At 57.5% G+C, this 18734-nt stretch carries 14 protein-coding genes and 1 pseudogene; 5 read left to right on the plus strand and 10 right to left on the minus strand.

Features of this window, described 5'->3' with window-relative positions:
* The 3 genes from EN884_RS03075 to EN884_RS03085 all read right to left on the minus strand — a co-directional run.
* Window positions 1-2242 (minus strand): AAA family ATPase (locus tag EN884_RS03075; RefSeq protein WP_164894915.1); only part of this gene is annotated, 2242 nt, incomplete at its 3' end.
* Window positions 2239-3498 carry a DNA repair exonuclease gene (locus EN884_RS03080; protein WP_063169423.1) on the minus strand — a complete coding sequence of 420 codons (1260 nt, stop codon included), beginning with the start codon at window positions 3496-3498 and terminating at the stop codon, window positions 2239-2241. The genes EN884_RS03080 and EN884_RS03075, both read right to left, overlap by 4 nt.
* A 71-nt stretch (window positions 3499-3569) precedes the next feature.
* Window positions 3570-9155, minus strand: a complete 5586-nt coding sequence (locus EN884_RS03085) for a DUF3320 domain-containing protein (protein ID WP_063169424.1) — start codon at window positions 9153-9155, stop codon at window positions 3570-3572.
* A gap of 636 nt (window positions 9156-9791) precedes the next feature.
* On the opposite strand from EN884_RS03085, the gene EN884_RS03090 reads away from it, so the two are divergent.
* Window positions 9792-10205 carry a MucR family transcriptional regulator gene (locus EN884_RS03090; protein WP_082826711.1) on the plus strand — a complete coding sequence of 138 codons (414 nt, stop codon included), beginning with the start codon at window positions 9792-9794 and terminating at the stop codon, window positions 10203-10205.
* 34 nt (window positions 10206-10239) lie between these two features.
* Entirely contained in the window at window positions 10240-11070 is an 831-nt protein-coding gene (locus tag EN884_RS03095) for a thermonuclease family protein (RefSeq protein ID WP_127224212.1), read from the plus strand.
* A gap of 13 nt (window positions 11071-11083) precedes the next feature.
* Here the strand turns inward: EN884_RS03095 and EN884_RS03100 are convergent, their stop codons facing one another.
* From EN884_RS03100 to EN884_RS03125, 6 genes are all read right to left on the minus strand, one after another.
* Complete coding sequence (locus tag EN884_RS03100; protein WP_095770037.1) at window positions 11084-12229, minus strand: DUF4236 domain-containing protein; 1146 nt, start codon at window positions 12227-12229, stop codon at window positions 11084-11086.
* 50 nt (window positions 12230-12279) lie between these two features.
* Entirely contained in the window at window positions 12280-13338 is a 1059-nt protein-coding gene (locus EN884_RS03105) for a hypothetical protein (RefSeq protein WP_224571173.1), read from the minus strand.
* Window positions 13326-14642, minus strand: coding sequence for a hypothetical protein (locus tag EN884_RS03110; protein WP_063169428.1), 1317 nt, complete (start codon window positions 14640-14642; stop codon window positions 13326-13328). The genes EN884_RS03105 and EN884_RS03110 overlap by 13 nt, the downstream gene beginning before the upstream one ends.
* Window positions 14642-15460, minus strand: a complete 819-nt coding sequence (locus EN884_RS03115) for a hypothetical protein (RefSeq protein WP_063169429.1) — start codon at window positions 15458-15460, stop codon at window positions 14642-14644. The genes EN884_RS03110 and EN884_RS03115 overlap by 1 nt, the downstream gene beginning before the upstream one ends.
* The gene (locus EN884_RS03120; protein WP_210326684.1) at window positions 15453-16862 is read right to left on the minus strand and encodes a hypothetical protein; all 1410 of its coding nucleotides are present in this window, start codon (window positions 16860-16862) and stop codon (window positions 15453-15455) included. Before EN884_RS03120 ends, EN884_RS03115 begins: the two co-directional genes overlap by 8 nt.
* A 227-nt stretch (window positions 16863-17089) precedes the next feature.
* On the minus strand, window positions 17090-17530 hold the full coding sequence (locus tag EN884_RS03125) for a hypothetical protein (protein WP_126066778.1): 441 nt from the start codon (window positions 17528-17530) through the stop codon (window positions 17090-17092).
* 153 nt (window positions 17531-17683) lie between these two features.
* Here EN884_RS03125 and EN884_RS40225 point away from each other — a divergent pair, with 153 nt between their 5' ends.
* Genes EN884_RS40225 through EN884_RS03140 form a run of 3 tightly spaced genes read left to right on the plus strand, consistent with a single transcriptional unit; the run spans window position 17684 to window position 18399 of the window.
* The gene (locus EN884_RS40225) at window positions 17684-17794 is read left to right on the plus strand and encodes a YHYH domain-containing protein (RefSeq protein WP_095770035.1); all 111 of its coding nucleotides are present in this window, start codon (window positions 17684-17686) and stop codon (window positions 17792-17794) included.
* A 28-nt stretch (window positions 17795-17822) separates the two neighbouring features.
* On the plus strand, window positions 17823-18062 hold the full coding sequence (locus EN884_RS03135; RefSeq protein WP_082826591.1) for a hypothetical protein: 240 nt from the start codon (window positions 17823-17825) through the stop codon (window positions 18060-18062).
* A 52-nt stretch (window positions 18063-18114) separates the two neighbouring features.
* Window positions 18115-18399, plus strand: a complete 285-nt coding sequence (locus tag EN884_RS03140) for a DUF6804 family protein (protein ID WP_063169433.1) — start codon at window positions 18115-18117, stop codon at window positions 18397-18399.
* Between the two features lie 203 nt (window positions 18400-18602).
* Here EN884_RS03140 and EN884_RS03145 read toward each other — a convergent pair.
* A pseudogene (locus tag EN884_RS03145) lies at window positions 18603-18734 on the minus strand (IS481 family transposase); the annotation flags it as partial.

The raw sequence follows: 18734 nt of genomic DNA on the forward strand, positions 1-18734 counted from the left end.
CGCGACGCTCCGCCACACCTACTGCAACCCGTCGTGCCGCTAGATCCTCTTCTTTGGAGCTCACCATTCTGAGCGCCTCGGCATACTCGGCGTCCACCTTGCGCTGCCGATCCAGAAACGGCTCCGCGATGGCCATGATTGCTTCGAGGGTGTCGTTGGACTCTGATACAATGCCGACGCTTCCCAGCACTGCTCTCATTTCCAAGCGTATCTGCTCGCCGGCGTCAGCGGCTCGCTCGGCCTTCAAGCGAGCAAGTTCGATCTGCTCCCAGGCAGCGAGCGCATCGCTGCGCGCCTCGATCTGATCCTCGATCCTTTCGATCAGGCGCTCAGACGAAGGTTCCACGGCGTCTCCGAGCAGGTCCCTGGCGGCCGCGCGGATTTCCAACAATTGGGTATCCACATCCTTGCCGAGCTGTGTGCGTTGGATGCCGTTGCGTGACAGGTTGGCCGCGGCCTCGGCCAGCTCGCGCGTAGTTGCCCGGATCTCAGCCAGATCCGCCGCGCCGGCCAGCCGGCCTGCGCTGGCAATGTCATCGCGCGCCAATGCCACGGCGAAGTCGTCAGCGGTGTCACCGGTCAGCGCTGCGCGGTGCGTTGCCCACGCATCATCGCGAACTCGGCGGATGGCGGTAGCCGCTTCATCGTCGACAATGTCGCCCGAGGCACGAAGGGCATCCAATCGTGCGGCGAGCATGGCATGGTTGCCCTCGTATTCAGCAAGGCGTTCGGCAAGTACGGCGGTGTTCCTTGCCAGTTCTGACGCTACCGTCTTCCAGGCGGCAATCTGCCCGGCGCTCGGAACCGCGACGTTGGCGAGAGCGAGGGCATCTCCGTTCCATGGACGCAAGCGCGCGAGCGCCGCCTTCCATCGGATTGTTCCCGCATCTTCCGCCTCGCGAGCCGTCCTAATCTCTGCCTGGTGTCCGCTTGCTCGCGCTTTCGACAAAGCCGAGCCCAGCCTTGCCCTGGCAGGTTCGGGCACCGCCCTTTCCTCGCCGACCCGCTGCCTTGCCACCTGCAGCGCATCGAGTGCCGCCGCGGCTTCGTCGCGAGCGGCACGCATCCCGGTAGCAATCCCGGACCTCTGCTCGACCATGGCGCGAACGACGCCAACGGTGACGGCAGGCAGAAGCAGCGCGCCAGGATCCGCCTCGGAAGATCGGCCCAAGGCGGCAAGGCAGCTCGCCACGCTGTTGTTGAGGATTTGCAGCTCCATCCTGCGAGTGGGCAAGTCAAAGCCAGCCGCGGTATGGCGCACCTTGCTCTCCGCCAGCCCGCGAATGCGTTCGGAAATCGACAGGATCGGTTCGTCCTCGTCGACCGCAGTGACTTTTTCCGCCAGGCGCTCGGTCTCGTCGATGTTTGCGGACAGCCGCGTTCTGAGGCTGGCATCGTCATCGATCAGTTCGGTGACACTTCCCGTCGATGTCCGGGCTGGGGAGGCGATGTCCGGCAGCTGATCCAGCCGGGCAATCTTGCGCCGGATATCCGCCAGCATCGGCGCAGCACGCACGTAACGAGCAAAGGTATCCAGCCTGGCCACCAGCACCGCCCGATCGCTGATGGTTCGGCCGTACTGCTGCGCTGCATCGAGACGTTCGGCCTCCAGGCCCTCGTAGGTTGATGCAAGGGTGTCGATCGCATCCCTGCGCGACTTTACGTCAACAAGGCGCTTCTTCAACAGCGCCAGTTCGGTTCCATGCGCCTGCTTCCGATACAGAGCGTCTGCTTCGGCCTCGAGGGCGTTCAACGTATCACTTGCGTTCCCAAGACCGGCGCTGGCCGTGAACAGAAGCTTGCCGAGGTCGCCCCGCGACTCCAGGATAGATTTTCCGCCGGCTTCCAACGTCTCGTCATCGAGTGAGAACATCGTCGTGTAGGCGTCGCGCGACAGACCGGCGAGATGCGCCGTGATCGCCACCTCGCTTACCGGTTGGCCCGTCGCATTCAATAGCGAATTACTGCGCTGTTTCGTACGCGTGAACGTGTGTTCGGAGCCGGCCAGTTCCAGCACCCCGCCGATGCGCATGGCACTGTACTCGTGCAGGAAGTTGTAGCGGCTCCGTTCCTCGATGCCGAACAGCAAGTCTAGATAGGCCGAAAGCGCAGTCGATTTGCCGGCCTCATTCAGGCCAAACACGATATGCAGATCAGGTCCGGATTCCGGTTTGGGTCCGAAGTCGATCGAACGATCGGTGAACTTTCCATAACGAATGAGGTCAAGGCGCCGCAACCTCATGACGATCCACCGGCCTTAAGGCGGGCAGTCACCAAGTCCGCGCCCTTGGAAAGCACCTGATCGAGGAACTGTTCCAGCCCGGCTTCGTCCGTCCCAGCAAAATCCCGCCCGTCGGCCGGAAGGTCGGCGACCATCTTTTGGACGAACGCCCTCGCCTCAGCGCGGAAGGCCTCCGAGGTGGCATCGGCACGCATTGATTGCTCGAGTTCGAAAATCGGATCAGCAATATCCTCGGCGGTCTCCGTCCGAGGCGGCGCGAGGTCAAGCTCGAGCTTCTCCACCCACGTATGGCCTAGCTGTTCCGCAGCCTGTTCGGCTTCGGCAAGAAGGAGGTCCCTGTCGCGGATCAGCGCCCACATCAGTGGTGACGTTCCTGTCAGGCCAATGCGAGCCACAGCATGACGCGATCGGACGGTTGCCCGCATCTCTTCGAGTGCGAAGCGAACACGCGCGACGGCCTCGGGCCACTCCACCGCTCCGGTAAGGTCGACGCTCACCCGTTCGAACTGCGCAACGCTGGTCAGCCGTTCCTCGATCTCCACCGAACGGTCGTGGCGCACCGTCACCAGGGTGACTGATTTCTCACCGGCCTCGTTGATATCCCTCCCCTGCGGTATTCCCGGCATCACCACGGCACTGGCGCCAGGATGGACTTGGCGAGCATGGATGTGGCCGAGGGCCCAATAGTCGAAACCGTGGGCGTGCAAGTCAGCGATGCTGCAGGGCGCGTAAACGTCGTGACCTGGCGATCCAGCCAGACTGGTATGCATGATGCCTATGTTGACGGCCCCTTCACGAGCCGCCGGATATTTGGTTAACAGGCTGTCCGGCGCCTTAGGGTTCGCAAAGCTCAAACCATGGAATACGACGTCCAGACCGCCGGCTGTCTGCAATACCGACTGAGCACGACCACCAAAGATGGTAACGGTGTCGGGAAATACCAGCTGTTTGGAAATCCGCGACAGGGCGTCATGATTACCGCGGATCTTGAAAACCATGATGCCGGCCTGGTGCAGGCGTGTCATCTGCGCGCCCAAGAACCGCGCTGTCTTCATTGAAGTCTGGTCGCCATCGTATAGGTCGCCAGCAATGACCAACGCGGCCACACGTTCCTCAAGGCAGAGATCCACTATCGAAACGAATGCCTGGCGGCTGGCGTCGCCCACCAGCCCGGCAAGATCGGGATTTCGCATCGCCAGCGAACGAAGCGGCGAGTCGAGATGAATATCGGCCGTGTGTACGAATCGAAATGCCATTCGGCCTCCGCCAGCAAAAGAGGTGTTCCGAGCTTCGACAGAAATTGCAACGAGGGCGCTGCAGCGCCCCGTTACACTTCAGCTAATTTCTCGCTCGCGGATTCGCCGGCCACCAACAAGCCGTCTTGGGACCGTAACACTCCTTTGGCAACCAAATCGGCGACCCCAGCTGAAATCAGCTGCCTTAATTGTGCGCTTGTGGCTTTGAAGCCCAGCATCCTGGCAACGCCTGTGGCGATTTCTTCCTCTGTCGCACCGAGGTTGGATTTCACGACTTCCATAGCGCCTTGGGCGACCTCGTCCTGCGCAATCATTTCGGGCTTGCGCAATCCAGCGGACACGACCCCACTGCGATCCCTGAGACGAACAGGAACACCTGGCTTGAAGCAGAAGTTGCCTCGACGGGCTACTGAACCACCTCTCTGTGCTATGCTTACCCCCCGCTCGATTGCATCCTGAATCCTGCCACCGGCCCGCTGCAGACCCCAGGCGTCCCGAATACGCGAAACTATTTCGTCGACATGGATTGGCGTTTCTGTAGCCACGACCTGCTCGACCAGTCCGGCCATGATTCCGCTGGGCGTCTCGTGGAGTTCGAACGATCCCGGTCGCTTTAGTTCGGCCTCTTCGTAGGCTCGATTGGGTGTCTCGGATCCGTTTGTGCTTTCGAGACCGATTTCCGTCACGTTGCCTCGGTCGACCGTAACAACCTGCACGGCTACAGCTCGATTTCTCTGGACCCCCAATTCGGCCCGCTCATCGAGTTCTTTTCTGGCGGCCTCAATCGCTAGTATGGTTCGCTCCAGCTGCTCACGAGGCCGTTGGAACCAGTCAGCGCTCCAGATGCGATGGATGATCCAACCATGGTCTTCCAGAACCGACTGCCGAAGCCGGTCTCGATCTCTGGCCGAGCGAGATGAGTGATATTCTGCGCCATCGCATTCGATGCCAAGAATATAGCGGCCTGGCCTCTCTGGATCCGCAACTGCGAGGTCGATGAAGAAGCCGGCAATGCCCACTTGAGCATGAACCTGATAACCCATTTCGATCAGCGCGTTGGCTACCTGTTCTACAAAGATTGAATCCATTTCGCGAACCGTGACTTGGGCAAGCGAAATTCGCCCTGTTCTCGCGTAGTGCAAGAAGAGCTTGAAGGCGAAGATGCCTTTCCCTTTGCCACGCTCCAGGTCGATGTCCTCGTCTGTGATGGACGCGAATACTTCGCAGCTGCGCTTGGCGCGGCTTATGAGGACGTTGAGCCGACGCTCGCCGCCTTCCGCGCCAAGAGGGCCGAAACGCATGGCCATGTATCCCTGGGCATTCTTGGCATACCCCACCGAGATCATGATCACGTCGCGCTCATCGCCTTGAACATTTTCGAGGTTCTTGACGAAGAATGGCTCGCTTGGATGAGCGTGAAAGAATTCCTCGGTGTCGGGATTTAGTCGCCGCAGCGCTTCGAGTTCATCCTGGATCGCGCGGCGTTGGCTAACCGAAAATGTTGCAACGCCTAGAGTCTCTTGCGGGTTCACCTTCGCATGACGGATGATCGCCTCCGCTACTGCTCTCGCCTCTACCGGATTGGTTCCTGTGCCGCCGGAATCGAAGACCCCCTCCGGCACATGATGAAACCGCAACCCCATACCTGCCTCTTGGGTATAAGGGCTTGGCACGATGAAAAGCCGGTTCTCGTAGAACTGGCTGTTCGATACTGCGATTAGAGATTGGTGACGGCTACGGTAGTGCCAGCGCAGCATACGCTGCGGCAAGCCGCGGGCCGTGAACAGGCCGAGGATGCTTTCAATGTCGGCGACCTGCGCGCCCTCACCCTCGTCATCTTCAGACTGCGAGCCTGTCATCTTCGCGAAGAATGTCGTGGGTGGCAGTTGGCGTTCGTCGCCAACGACGACCACCTGACTGGCCCTGGCGACCGAGCCAAGTGCGTCCACGGGCTGGATCTGAGACGCCTCGTCCATCACGAGCAGATCGAAGGACATCCGGCCGGGCGACAGGAATTGCGCCACCGAAAGCGGGCTCATCATGAACACTGGCTTCAGCGCCTGGATGGCAGGGCCTGCCTTCTGCATCAATTGCCGGATGGGCATGTGGCCTCGTCTGCGCGCCATCTCAGAACGAAGCAGTCCGACAGGTCCAGCTCCGCCGTCTCTTGAAGGAATTTTCCGGTGATGAGCCGTTACAACTTCGATGGCGCCGGCCTTGATGCGCTGGCGGTCCAGATCTGCGAAGTCACGTACAGCCCTGGAATGCAGTTCCCCGTCGAACCTTGCCAGCTCCGGCTCATCGGTCGCCATCGCCAGAAACATTCGTTCGTAGTAGGCCATATCAAAAACTGATCGAGCCGATCCTGTTGTAATCTGGCCGTTGGCTAGGCCGTCTATCAACTGTCCCAGTCCAGCCTTTCGGGCCGTTTCGGATCGCTCTTCATAGGCAACCCATTTCGAGAGCTGCTCCTGATGATCGAGCCAACCCTGCAGCCGAGAAACGACCTCGCCTATCGCGACGTCCGGAAAATCGACTACTCCAAACAAGGAGGGAGCATCGGCTTTCAAATCCCCTGTAAGCGCCTTCAATTCCCGCGCTGCCGCTTGGGCCGCTTCACGTGCTGAACGTGCCGAGTTTGCGATCTCGATTCTTTCAGGCAACCGCGCAGCCAGATGTCGGATCGAGCCATTTTCTTTCAGCCAAAGCTCGGCTTGCGTGAGAGCGGCCCAATCGGATCCTCGACCGTGCCACGACGAGCCGAATACGAACTTGCCAAGGCTCTCTCCCGCATCGATCCCTTGAGCAAGTGCTTGTAGTCTGCCTAGTCGGCGCAGTAGCTCCACCCGCTCAGTGATTAGATCCGGAACGTCAGTCAGAACCTGTCGTGACGCATCATCGGCTTGAGCTACAGTGCTCGCCTTCGCTTCCATCAGTTGCAGCGAGGCCCGCTCGGCGGAAGCCACGTCGCCTAGCATGGATGACGCGAGGTGCCCGAGATCGTTCCAGAAACCTTCGATAATTGGCCGACCGATTTCGATAACCTTGCGAACGCGCGCTGCACGCGCACCGGCCTCGGAGCGTTCCGCCATCCGGCCGGCGATAATCCGAGGTTCGGGGCCTAGCCCTCGTAGAGTCCGCATCCACTCCACTAGCGCGAGCAGTGGCGCGGAAGCCGATCGCTCCCCACGCCAATCTGCCCCGAAGGCGGAACGGCCAAAAGCGTCGCCTTCGCGGACTCTTGCTGCGGCAGCCTGACCCTTCATCAAAAGGTCGAGGAGACCAACTATCTGCGTCGCAGGCGCGCTAGGGTCGACCACAATAGTCCGCGCAAGTGCTGTGGCGCGACGGTAGTCGCCGTTCAATGCTTTCAATATTCCCGTGTGTGTGGCGAGCGCCTGCCGCGCCGCGGCCACCTCGGTGCTCCACGCCGCGTCAACAACCTTGCCCTGAAGGTCGGCTCTGGCAGCCTCAAGCGTCGCTACGCTGTCGGCAAGGTCGCCTGCCTGCTCAAGTCCGGAGTCCCAAACGGTGGCTGCGAAGGCCTCCGGACTTGCGTCAGGTGCTGCCGCTACTCGCTCGCCGGTCACGGCCAGCCTGAGCAAGCCTGCCAACGTGTCTGGCAATATCGCCGATCCGAGTTCCTGATTCAGGCGCTCAGCTTCTTCCCTCAAGCGTGGGAGCAGAATGGTGAGCTGTCGCGCACGATGGAAACCATCTTTCGGAAATTCCGAGGGAAGCTTTGCAAGCTCTGTCTCGAGACCTTCAATTGGCGTGTCGATAGCCGTTGCCGCCAACTGCTCCGAAAGTTCCTCGGACTTGCGGGCGAAATCCGTTCCTGACCAGAGAAGCGATGAAATGTCTTTCGGACGCTCATCCCATACCGGCGAGACGAGCGCCTCGGCAGGAAGTCCAGGCGCGGACGCGAGAAGCTCAGCGCGATCTTCTATCTCGCCGCTGTCGCTGAGAATTTTCGGAGGCTCGGCCTTGATCCGCTCAGCGATACCGACCAGTTTGGCGTGCAGTGCCTTGGCTTGGTCCAGCAACGCCGCGATGCGTGGGACGAGCCTCTCAATGGTCGTTGGAAGAACGACATCCAGGCCAACTCCCCGCCACGGGTGGTGGATCGGCAAGCCGATCTCGTTGATCCGCTGAGAGACCTCATCGAGCAATTTGCGACGTTGCGAAACGCCGTCAGTTGTCCAGCTTGTGGCATCCGTAAGTTCGATGTCCACTGGTTTCTGACCGACCTGCCTTAGTCGGGTTAGCTGGCCGAGAACCTGATAAGGAGTGAGTTCGGACGCTCCGAACGCAACGTGCATTCGTGCAGCATGTGCGTTGAGTTTATCGCGAGCCTCCAGCAAGCGATCAGTTAGGGAAGAAGGAAGCTGGCCCCTGGGCGATCCGAGTTGCCAGGTTCGCCGCAGCTCCTCTAGCATCATGCGCTTGTTCGCCTTGTTACTATGCAGCTCAAGGCAGGCGTCCCCCACCCCAGCAGTGTCAAGCCGTCGCTTGACGACCTCCAGCGCTGCCATCTTTTCGGCCACGAACAGCACGGTCTTTCCGTCGGCAACGGCCGACCCAATAATGTTTGCGATCGTCTGCGATTTTCCTGTCCCAGGCGGACCTTGGATAACGAGGTCGCGACCTTTTCTGACGTCATGGATCGCCAGTGTCTGAGAACTGTCACTGTCGACGATATGCAACATTTCGGCGGGCGCAATGTGCGGATCAATCGCTATGTCGTCCGACATAAGCGGCTCGCGTGTTTCGAAACCATCTGAAAGAAGCGAGCGGATCTTCGGTTGTTCGATAATCTTTGCGCCATCGGGCCAGAGATCCGGATCCAGATCACGGTACATCAAGAACTTCGCAAACGAGAAGAAGCCGAGCACCATATCGTCGCGAAGCACCTCCCAACCCTCTTTGGTCGAAATTGCTTCGGCAACGGCATCGAGATAGGCCGAGACGTCGAAGTCATCTCCCACCTCAAAACGCGGCAGAGCGAGCTTGTGAATGCGGTCGAGATAGAGTTCCAAGGAGAGGTTTGCGGTAAGATCTTCCGGCCGGGCTCGTAGGCGGAATTTTTCTCCAGCGGCCCCTCGCTCAAGCCGAACCGGCACCAAAATGAGGGGGGCCTGACGGATGTTCTCTTTGTTGTTCGGGTCAATCCACTTCAGCATTCCAAGGGCCAGAAAGAGGATATTGACGCCCTGCTCTTCCTCGAGTGTGCGGGCATCATGGTAGAGATCAAGGAGCCGCCGCTGCAGCCCAGTTGGGGTCATACGCGTCTGCAGCTTGGTGTCCGAGTGCCGCGCGGATATCCCTCTGTTATCGACTCCATCGTCCTCTGGTTGGGCGAGAGCGACGGGGGAATAGTCGATCTCTTCGTCTGGAGGGCTGCTTTCATCCTGGCCCGCTTTCGGCCTATCGGGCTTGCCGGCCAGGAAGGTAAAAGCCTTTCCTTCGGTCACCAGCAATCGATAAATTTCGGACGACTTCTCATCGACGATATCGATCGTCTTCGCGCTCTTGGAAAACCGCGGCACATTCAAAAGTCGATTGCGGGCGGAAAGATCGAGCAACTCCATCCTGGCGCGCTCGAGTTTCTCCTTTAGAGGGAGATCGCTTTGGAAGACTGACTGTTTTACGTCCAAGACTTACATCCCCTTTGAAAGGAGAACCAGCTAGAGCCCGCGTAGAGCGTTCGCGCAAGAAAAAACAGCCGTGTTCAATTAGAAACGACTGCGATCACTTCTGGACACCGTCCAATATTGCGACGTGTGATATGGGTCAGAGCCTGCATTCTTGGCCCCCTTTGCCTAGTCGCTATCCGACGAGGATTCTCGCTCCCTGCCCCCGTATTTAGCCGCCTCCACAATGTCTTTTTCTGACACAGAGAGTCCGTTGCGGACCCGAATGGCTCCCGCACTTGGAACGCGGTCCAATTCAGATCCAGTCTTTGCCTTATCCTTCTGGGGCTTAACCTCCGGCGGCGGGTCTTTCGAAAATGTCATGCGTAGGTCCTACTCGTCCAAATCTAAATGCATCCGCCTGTGAGCCTCAAGCCGCTTTCCTGGTCATACAAAGAAAACGCCGCGCCCAATCAATCCACCGTCTCTCGTGGTTCCGCATTCTGATTGGCGCTTTAACATTCATCACTATTAGCGCCTGGCATTTAGTATCCTCCCTCTACTGGTTTTTTTAGCCGATAAGTAATAGATCGGGATTTCACTGCAGAAGTCCGGAGCCATGAAGTGACTGACGAAATCCAAAATACGGCCACCGCGCTGATGGAGCTTACCGCCGATATCGTTGCGGCTTATGTGAGCAAGAATTCAGTGCCGGTCTCCTCATTGCCGGACCTTATTGCCAGCATCAATTCGTCATTAGCGCGTATCGGCCAGCCGTCCGAACCGGAAAAACCCGACCAAGTTCCCGCGGTCAACCCCAAGCGCTCAGTCACTCCAGACTACATCGTCTGCCTCGAAGACGGCAAAAAGTTCAAGTCCCTCAAGAGACACTTGAACACGCATTTTGGACTGACGCCCGACGCCTATCGCCAAAAATGGGGCCTCTCCAACGATTACCCCATGGTCGCGCCTAACTATTCAGCCAATCGCTCCAGATTGGCAAAATCGATTGGCCTCGGTCGCACAGCAGCCGCGCCCAAGAAAGCAGCAGCCAAGAAGTCAAAGACGCGCTAGCAAAACATTTGGCAGCTTCGCAAAGGATCGAAAATTGAATCGCGATCGCTATTCCCATCGCCGCAGCTCGCGGCCAAGACGCGGCCGGGTTTCAATTATGCGCAAGCGTTTCTTTTCACATAAATCATTAGCCGCGATCCTGGTGATCACGCTAGCAGTGGGCGCTTATGTCACCTCCTACTTTACAGGGTGGGGCAACCAGATCGCGGGACCCAATACAGCAAGCGCACTCGGGTCAAAACCGAAGCCTATCGTCGGCGTAGCGTCCATCGTTGACGGGGACACGATCGAGATCCACGGACAGCGTATTCGTTTCAATGGCATCGACGCACCTGAAAGCAGCCAAAACTGCAGCGACGCAAGCGGGCAAGAATACCCATGCGGCCGCAAATCCGCAGAAGCACTGGACATCTTCCTCAGTCAATCCCGACCCATCCAGTGCAACTTTGTTTCGTGGGATCGTTACAACCGCTTCGTTGGTGATTGTCAGCGGGCGGACGGTGCTAGCATTGCGTCTTGGATGGTCGAACAGGGTTATGCCCTGGATTGGCCTCGATACAGCCATGGTAGTTACGCGTCACAACAGGCAGATGCCCAAAGGGCCAAGATTGGCATCTGGGTTGGCACTTTCACAGCCCCTTGGGATTGGCGAGCAACACATGCAGCCAACAATAAACCCGGTAATGACACATCCTACGGCCTTACAGGCCGTCGCCAAATAGCTCAGAGCTATTCGTGTCAACCGCGTCGCTATTGTAAGCAAATCTCCTCATGCGATGAGGCGCGCTGGTATCTCAATAACTGTAGCTGGGGACCCAAATTGGACCGGGACGGCGACGGAATTCCGTGCGAAGGCATTTGCTGACCAAGCCAATTCCTTAGCGCGCTTTCAGCAAGCCGGACTGGCCACCAGCGTTTCGGTGCATTTGCGCGAGTGCCAATAGAGCCTGGCAAAAGGGCTGGCTGACGTTTGTCTTGGAAAATTCCACCAGCTCGTTGAGCCCGGATGGGCTAGAAAACCGCAAGGCTTCGTAGCGACAGACAGGGATCTGCCGATTATCTCTGAAGCGTTTGTCGGGTCCGCCATTCTTATTGGGATGAGCCCAGGTATAGCTCACGATCTCAGCATCAGATGGAACTTTGCCGGTCTCAATAAAATTGCTGGGGGCAAATTGCGTCCTGAGGTCTCCATACCCAACGGCACCGTACTGGTTTCCGTCCTTCACCAAAATCATGTCTGGCATGAAATAAAGGATTTGCCGGCCGACGTGTATCGACGGTGGTGTGACATTGCTGCGAACAACCGTCGGCAAGGAAGCTTGGAGCGTCGTCGACTTTTTATCGACCAACATCGTGGCTCCCGCATTGCGCTTCCAAGTCGTCAGATCCTCTATCTTGCCACCAGCCGCGACATGCCAACTCGCCGCGCAGCGTGTGAGCGTGTCAAAGGCGGCGACAAGTCGCCCGTAGGCCGCCTCCGCGTCCTGCTCCAAATCATAGTAGAGCACGCTCACCCGGCGGTAGCTGTCCAACCAGTTGCCAATAAGCATGCCCGGCAAAAAGGCAGCAATACCGATCAGCGCCACCCCACCTCCCAGCATTGCGCCTGCGATCAATCCGGCGATCCCAAACAGCACGGCCAGGATGAGCGACATTCGCGTCTGCGATTGCCTCGCATTGATTTCATCAAGCACATTGGCAAATGTCTCATCACGCATCTCGATCACATCGGCGGACTCGATTTCTCTCATCACGACGCCACCGCTGACATATTCCACGGGTGAGGATGTTGGATGGGGCTTTGGCCCAGATGGGAATTCAGACAGTTGCAGCGTCTGCTTGGCGCTGCGCTTTCCCAAAGTGCCTCGGTAGTAGAGACCGCCGACGCCTGCATGAATATAATGCCCTCGTGGGCCAGTCCCGATACGAAGACCTTGCACGCCAACGGACGCGCCAACCCCGCCAGACGAGAAGTTAAAGCGGAAAGGTCCCGCACTAATCGATTTTCGAACGTAAAACCCCATCCCCGCAATCCCCCCCAAGCCCTGTGAGCGAAACCCAAGGGCAGTTCGCCTCACAACTTTGGTACCGGAACCAGTCCAATATCTGTCTCTCGCGAACGTTGCCTGACCCTGATCTCAATTCGCCTCCTCGCCTTGACGTCGCCGGCCTGTGCGCCGTCGGTGAGCCGGTCGCCAGGCAATATCAACTGGCCGCCGGACATTGGCAGGATGGTGAAGCCTTTCAGTTCCGGCATATCGCGCAGGATGCCTGTGACGGAGATCGCTCGCGCTAATCCAAGCCCGGCATTGTCGGCAGGATGGAGTGTGCCAATGTCCATCTTGCGCGCCAGTACGGGCTGAAGGCCTCTGTCCATATTCGATGAGTCACCGGACATCGCCTGCTCGTCCGTGTGGCCAATCACCTCAATGACGTCCACACCATAGGAAGTTGCAATTCCAGCAATGGTCTTCGACATCTGCCGCAACTTCGTTTTGAAGCCACCGGAAAGCTCCGCACTTCCAGTATCGAAATTATAGCCATCGAGCTCGCTAAGACTGATGATCGGTGGCCAATCGTGTGGCTTGTCAGCAGAGGCCTCGTTCCTTGCCTTCTTCAGTGCGTCAGCAAGATCCTTGGACGTCTTGCCCGTGCCAACGTAGCCGAGCTCGCGCAGAACCTTCATCTTCTCGATCATGGCTTTGGCCTGATCAACGTCGACGTCGTTGTCAGAGAGGACTTTGGCGGCCGGCGCGCTTTTCACCGCTTCCTCAAGGGTCAGTCCCACTTTTTTGATTGCCTCTGCGGCCTCTTTGGCCCGGACCAATTCACGCCATTCTTGATCTGGTACATTGCGTCGACTTGCAGGCTTGACCATGGCATTCAGCTGAGCCAGCAACCGCTTGTTTTCCTCGTCAAGCTTGCGAGCGTTCTCATTGAGGGACTGCGCAATCTTCTGCGCTGCCGCAGCCTCTTTCTTTGTCTTGGCGATGAGCGCGCCTGCAGCAAGCAAAAGGCAGAAAACGAGAAGCAGCATCGTCTCAGCCATCGTCAGGCCGAGTATCAGGCCGCGGCCATAGCCCTTGCGCTCAAACGTAATGGCTGTTCCGCTAACCTCACTCACCTGCCCCACCAACTTGCTCTCTTTGGCGGTTCACCCTTCTCCACCTCCGCCGGACTGCTTAACGATCGGAAGGTGTCGCCCTCCGTGTCATCCGAAACCTTGATTGGCGTCTCCACAGGGGAGGCAACAGTGGAAGGTGCCGCCACTCGCTCGACATCGTTCGCTATCGCATTGCTCAGAGGCTGGGGAGTGCGCACGGCCGGGAGGCTATGTTGTGTAAGGGTTGCGACGAGGCCGCGTGTTTCATTGCTGTGTTTCTGCATCACAGCCATGAACTCCTCAGTCAAACGCTGCTGCGCTTGGACAGTTTCTGCGGTCTTTTCTGCGGCCGCTGCCGCTCTCTCCACTCCAGTCGCCACCTTGATCACTGCGTCGGCAAGACCGGTCATCCGCGTTTGCTGCTCTTGCGAGGCTGTTTCGGTTTTTATCGCATATTGTGCGACAGCATTACCCAGGAGCTTGACCATCGGCGCCAGATCGTTCTTCAGCACCTCATCAGGAACAACCACCTTTTCCAGCTTGGCAGCCATATTGTCGGCTTGATTACCGAGCTTTCCAACAGAGTTGGACATCGAGCTGTTGGCTTTATCCAGCAAATCCGCTGCAGCTCCAACGCGGTTCGCTATCGAAGCAAACTGGGTTTCGACTTGCCCGAAATTGTGCTGCAACGCGTCACTGAGCTTGGCAGACGCCTCTTGGACAGGCTTGATCGATTCCATGGCAATATTGTCCAGGGCAGATCGAATGTGCTCCCCATTGCGTGCCGCTTGCTCGGCAATCTCTGCAAAGCCCTCTTCGAGCATTTGATGGCTGACACGACGAAAGTCGGCGAACTCCCTGGTTACGCTTTCCATCTCGGCTCTTACACGCCGTGTCATGTCGGCAAGTTCGTGCCTCGCCGTTCGCTCAATGTCCGCGGGATCGCGCCGCATCTGATTGTAGAAAACCCTCAGAGCAATACCGGTGATCGTCGACGTGATCGCGATGCCAAAATTTTGGACGATCGTGTCGGTTGAGCCTTCCGTTCCAAACTGAAACAGCGAGACCCCAAGGCTCGTCAGGGTGAACAGGAAGCCCATATAGTAGAGGTTATCGCCGGTCTGCTCGTCGTGCAGTTGTAGCTTTCCAGCAAAGATCGAAACCCCGAGATAGAAAAACATCAGGCAGGCCGGTGCTACCGCCGCGACGATCGGATTTACGCCTGAGAGTTTTGCAATGGCGATGAATACACACCCGCCGAGTGTCAATGCCGCGAAAACCACGACCGGCAGACGTGGATGATCCAGCAAAGGTTTGTCGTGCGCTCTCGCCATCAGTTTAACCCATCCAAGCCAACCAGCTTTTCGAACTCGCCGTGATGGTTCTGGACCCAATGTGTCCAGAACTCCGCGTGATCCAGGGTCTGAAATGGCTTCTTTGCCCGATCGATATAAAGAATTGTGATGCCCACCCCATCCAGCGACGTCCCATATGTGCGGTCGGCGGCGCTGTTGAGGTATTTTTGGTAATCCAGTCCCGATCGGTACTGCGAGTAAATCGTCGTATGCTCGATCATGTCAGAGGCGACCACCAATCGCTTGGGACTGCCCTGTTTGGCCAAGCTGCTATCGAAGAGCGACAGCTTGATTTTCTGAATTCCAGCCATGATCGGAGATTGGCTCGCGGAAGCCGCATTCGGGATTTCATCGGGAAGTTTGTTCAAAGGATCGCCGAAGGCGTTTTCCCACTTCTTTTGACGCCGCGCAGGATTGTTGGTCCAACTATCGACGGTCGACCCATCACCGGGATTGCATCCATCGAACATCACCGTCAGCTCACCAGGCGCCGAGCTCAGGGTATAAATCCTCACATACCCACCCGGCTCGACCTGCCCAATGGTCTTTCGGAACTCGTTCTTGAGATCAGCCATCGTCGTTGCCGAAATTGGATCAGTGGCGTCGATGAGGACGGCGGTCAGGCTGGAGGGTCCGTCCAATGGGCAATTCGTGTTGGCGTCGATATGGCCATTGCCAGACCTGGTCCACATCCAGCCGAAGCCGGCCAACATCGCAACGGATAGCACACCAAGGGCAATGGCCGCGGCAATGGTACCCGCATTGCCTTTCTTGCGTCTGCGGGTTCGCCTAGACATTCACGCTGTCCGGGTGAAGCTTATCAAGATCTCGGTACTGCTCAATTCCCCGTTCGCATTCCTGACCAATCAGACGAACCTGCTCGTTGAGTTCCTCCTGCGCCTGGCGAATTGATGCGCCAACATCTCCCTCATTCCACTCCCGCTCGCCGGTGACGTATGGCTTGATGCGATCAAGTTTGTAGGGCGTTCCGAAATGCTTGGGCGCCGGCTCGGTCCTCGCCTGGATGTTGGCTTCCCGATACATCGACAAAAGCTGATTGCAGGCTCGCTCCAATTGGTCTTGATGCTGCGCAAAAAGAGCCAGAAGCCTCGATCGATGATCGACAATCGCGCGGTGCTCGCGCCGGCGACTACCAAGCTGCTTGACGATTTCCTCCACTTTTTCGTTGTGGTCGTCGCGGACATCCTGCAGCTCTTCGATCAGTTCCTTCTTTCGATCGATGTAGTCATCGCGCCGTCGAACGAGCCGATTTTCAACGCCAGTGTAGCCTGGGTAAGGGTCGAGCACGAACCAGCCGTCGATAAAAGCGAAAAGCGAAAACATCAGGCCGATCGCAAACAGCAACCAGGACTTGATGTCCGTGAGACCCGCTGGATTGGCGAGCATATTACGGATGACCTCAGCGCCGGCGCCGTCAGCGAGCGAGCCGCTGACCTCACGGTAGTGCGCTAGCGCCAAGTTTATCGAAATCGCCAAGCCGATATAGAAAAGGATTGAAATGATCCCAACGAATTTTACGAAAAACGACCGATGGGTGACGAGACGAGCGCAGAAAACCGCCAGGAGCAAAGCCGCCCCGATGTTGATGAAAGAGAATGCCGCAGCCTCAAGGATGCCACCAAAAAATCCCTGCTCATTGCCCTTGGCCAGGAAGTTGCCGTTCATCGCTGTCTCGACCAGAAACAGAAATAGCAGAAGCGATAGCCGGAAAATGTGAGCGGCACCGTGCTGCACACGCGCGGCACGAACGAGACCGTGCTTCTCCTTAAACCATGCATGCTCTTTTTCGGCGTCGTTCAGGGCCCTTCTCAGGCCGTGAAGTTCATCGAGGCCCACGGCGACCGAGGCTTTGAAGTCCGAAACGCTAGCGGCATTCGTCTGACGGATTAGACCGAATTGTTCCTCGAAATCGAGGCCGGCAAGACGACCTCCAAGGAGTTGCAGGTTGTCCTCAAGAGTGTGATGCGCAGCCTTCTTCTCATCCTCAACGCGTTCCACGATGGCATGTTCGACATCGTCGAGATTCTTTGCCGTTTTCGGGGGTTGGTTCACCTCGCCGCGCTGCTTTCCGCGGTTAATGACATCCAGGTCGCCGTCGATCTTGGCAGGGTCCAGGCTGTTGAATAGCTGAGTGCTCGCCCGAAAATCGTGGTTGGATTCTCGCAGTGAGTCACGCAACTTATTTAGTTTTTCGAATTTAGAGCCCACGCACTCACAACCCCAACTTTACGCCCCCCGGCAGAGTGGTTTCTATGCATAGTAGAGCTAAAGGGCAACCGCACATTCACTTCTATCCACTTGCTAGTGCGGATCAGGCTCAATTGAGTTCCAACAAATGATCATGGCTGCTGATCAACTGGTTGATCGGCCGCGACTAGTCATGTCATGAGCCGTGCTGCGATGCTCTAAGGACAGAGTGCTACGAGCGGGTTCGCGACTGGGAAATTATCCACAGTCGTATACGTGTACTGGATCTCACCGCCCAGGCGAACGAAGGCAGATAGTTCCTCCGCACGACAGACATAGTTTTTGGTCATTTCATCGATCTTCTGGACATAGACCGGCCGCGAGACGCCAGCAGCCAACAATTTGGCGTCTACTTCCGCATCGGTCTGAGCCCAGGTGGCGTTGAAAACGATCCTTGGCCCGATTGCGATGATGCTCCGAACGGAGATGTTCGAACTGATCAGCATGGGCAATGCTGGAGCCATTTCGGTTTGCATTTTTTTTGCGTAGGCGCAGACGTCGGTCTTGGTGTACTTCGAGAGGCATTCATTTGCCGTCGCCACCCTTGGCCATGTCAGCAGGATCGCCAACGGGACGTGCATCAATCGCAATCCATCCAAAGTATTCTCCTCGCCCGATCTTGGCCTGCACAGAGGAGCATCTATCCTATTTGTGTTCACAGTGCCACGAGCAGCTTGTGCCCGACCGGCAATAGTGCTCTGTCTGAAATACTTTGGGAGGGCAATAAAATGAAAACAACATTTCTCGCGGCTATGGCCGCTGCAATAATCGCTTGCGCGACCGGCGCGTTTGCACACAGTGGCGGCACTGATGCCAACGGTTGCCATACCAACCATAAGACCGGCGCGTATCACTGTCACTGAAGGTCACGCCTTTCTGAGGGACACAAACATGCTGAAGAACATCATGTCAGCTCCGCTGGGCCTCCTCTTCATGCTGGGCGGGCCGATCACCTACGTGATGAATGTCGTCGACACATGGCAGGGCCATGCATCAGTGGTCGTAAAAATCCTGATTAACTTGAGCCTGGATGCGATGTTGGCGTTCATTTGGCCGATCACTTGGGCAATCTGGCTTTTCAAATATATGGCGGGCGCCGAAACTCCACTAACAACCGTGCTGGGCGTTTGAGGATCAAGTTTGCTGAAAATAATGCTTTTCGACGCCGGCCGGAACGGTCCGGTTGGTCTGCATCTGTGTAGCTATTGCCTCGCTGCTGGCGGTAGCGCCATGGCCGTACGGCTATTACCAATTCCTCCGCGTGGTGGTCTTTTTCGCCGGGATCTACTGCGGAGCCATGGTGTGGCGATCAGGCCCTGAAAATCGCACCCTGGCTTGGGCGCTGTTTGGAGCGGCAGCGATCTTCAACCCGTTCATGCCGGTTCATTTGCCGCGCGAGCTGTGGGCAATCTTCAACGTCGCAGCGGCTACTCTGTTCGGCTTTGTCGCATACCGGCACCGGAATTAAGCCGATAATCTGAGATGGCCAAGAGTGGACCTGAGACGCCGAAGGTCAAGGCGCGCCCGAGGGTCACCGTGTCACAGCCGTTGGCGCTTTATGCGGGAGATCTCCTCGAGCGGACGAAGGAGTACTTCGAGGCTTTCAACCATCTAGGCTCGGAGTCGGAAAAGGCGCATCTTTTTGCCCGTTATTTTCTATTTTCGCATGCCCTAGATGTGGAGCTTCAACAGGTTGTCCTCGATCAGGGCGAGGCGACTGATAGGCGTTTTTGACTTTAGGCTGCCATGTGGACGATGCCAATTGTATCTGTGCAGCCAGACAGGCAGTTCGGCGGCACGATG

The sequence above is a fragment of the Mesorhizobium sp. M7A.F.Ca.AU.001.01.1.1 genome, assembly GCF_004022735.1.
GTDB lineage: Bacteria > Pseudomonadota > Alphaproteobacteria > Rhizobiales > Rhizobiaceae > Mesorhizobium > Mesorhizobium ciceri.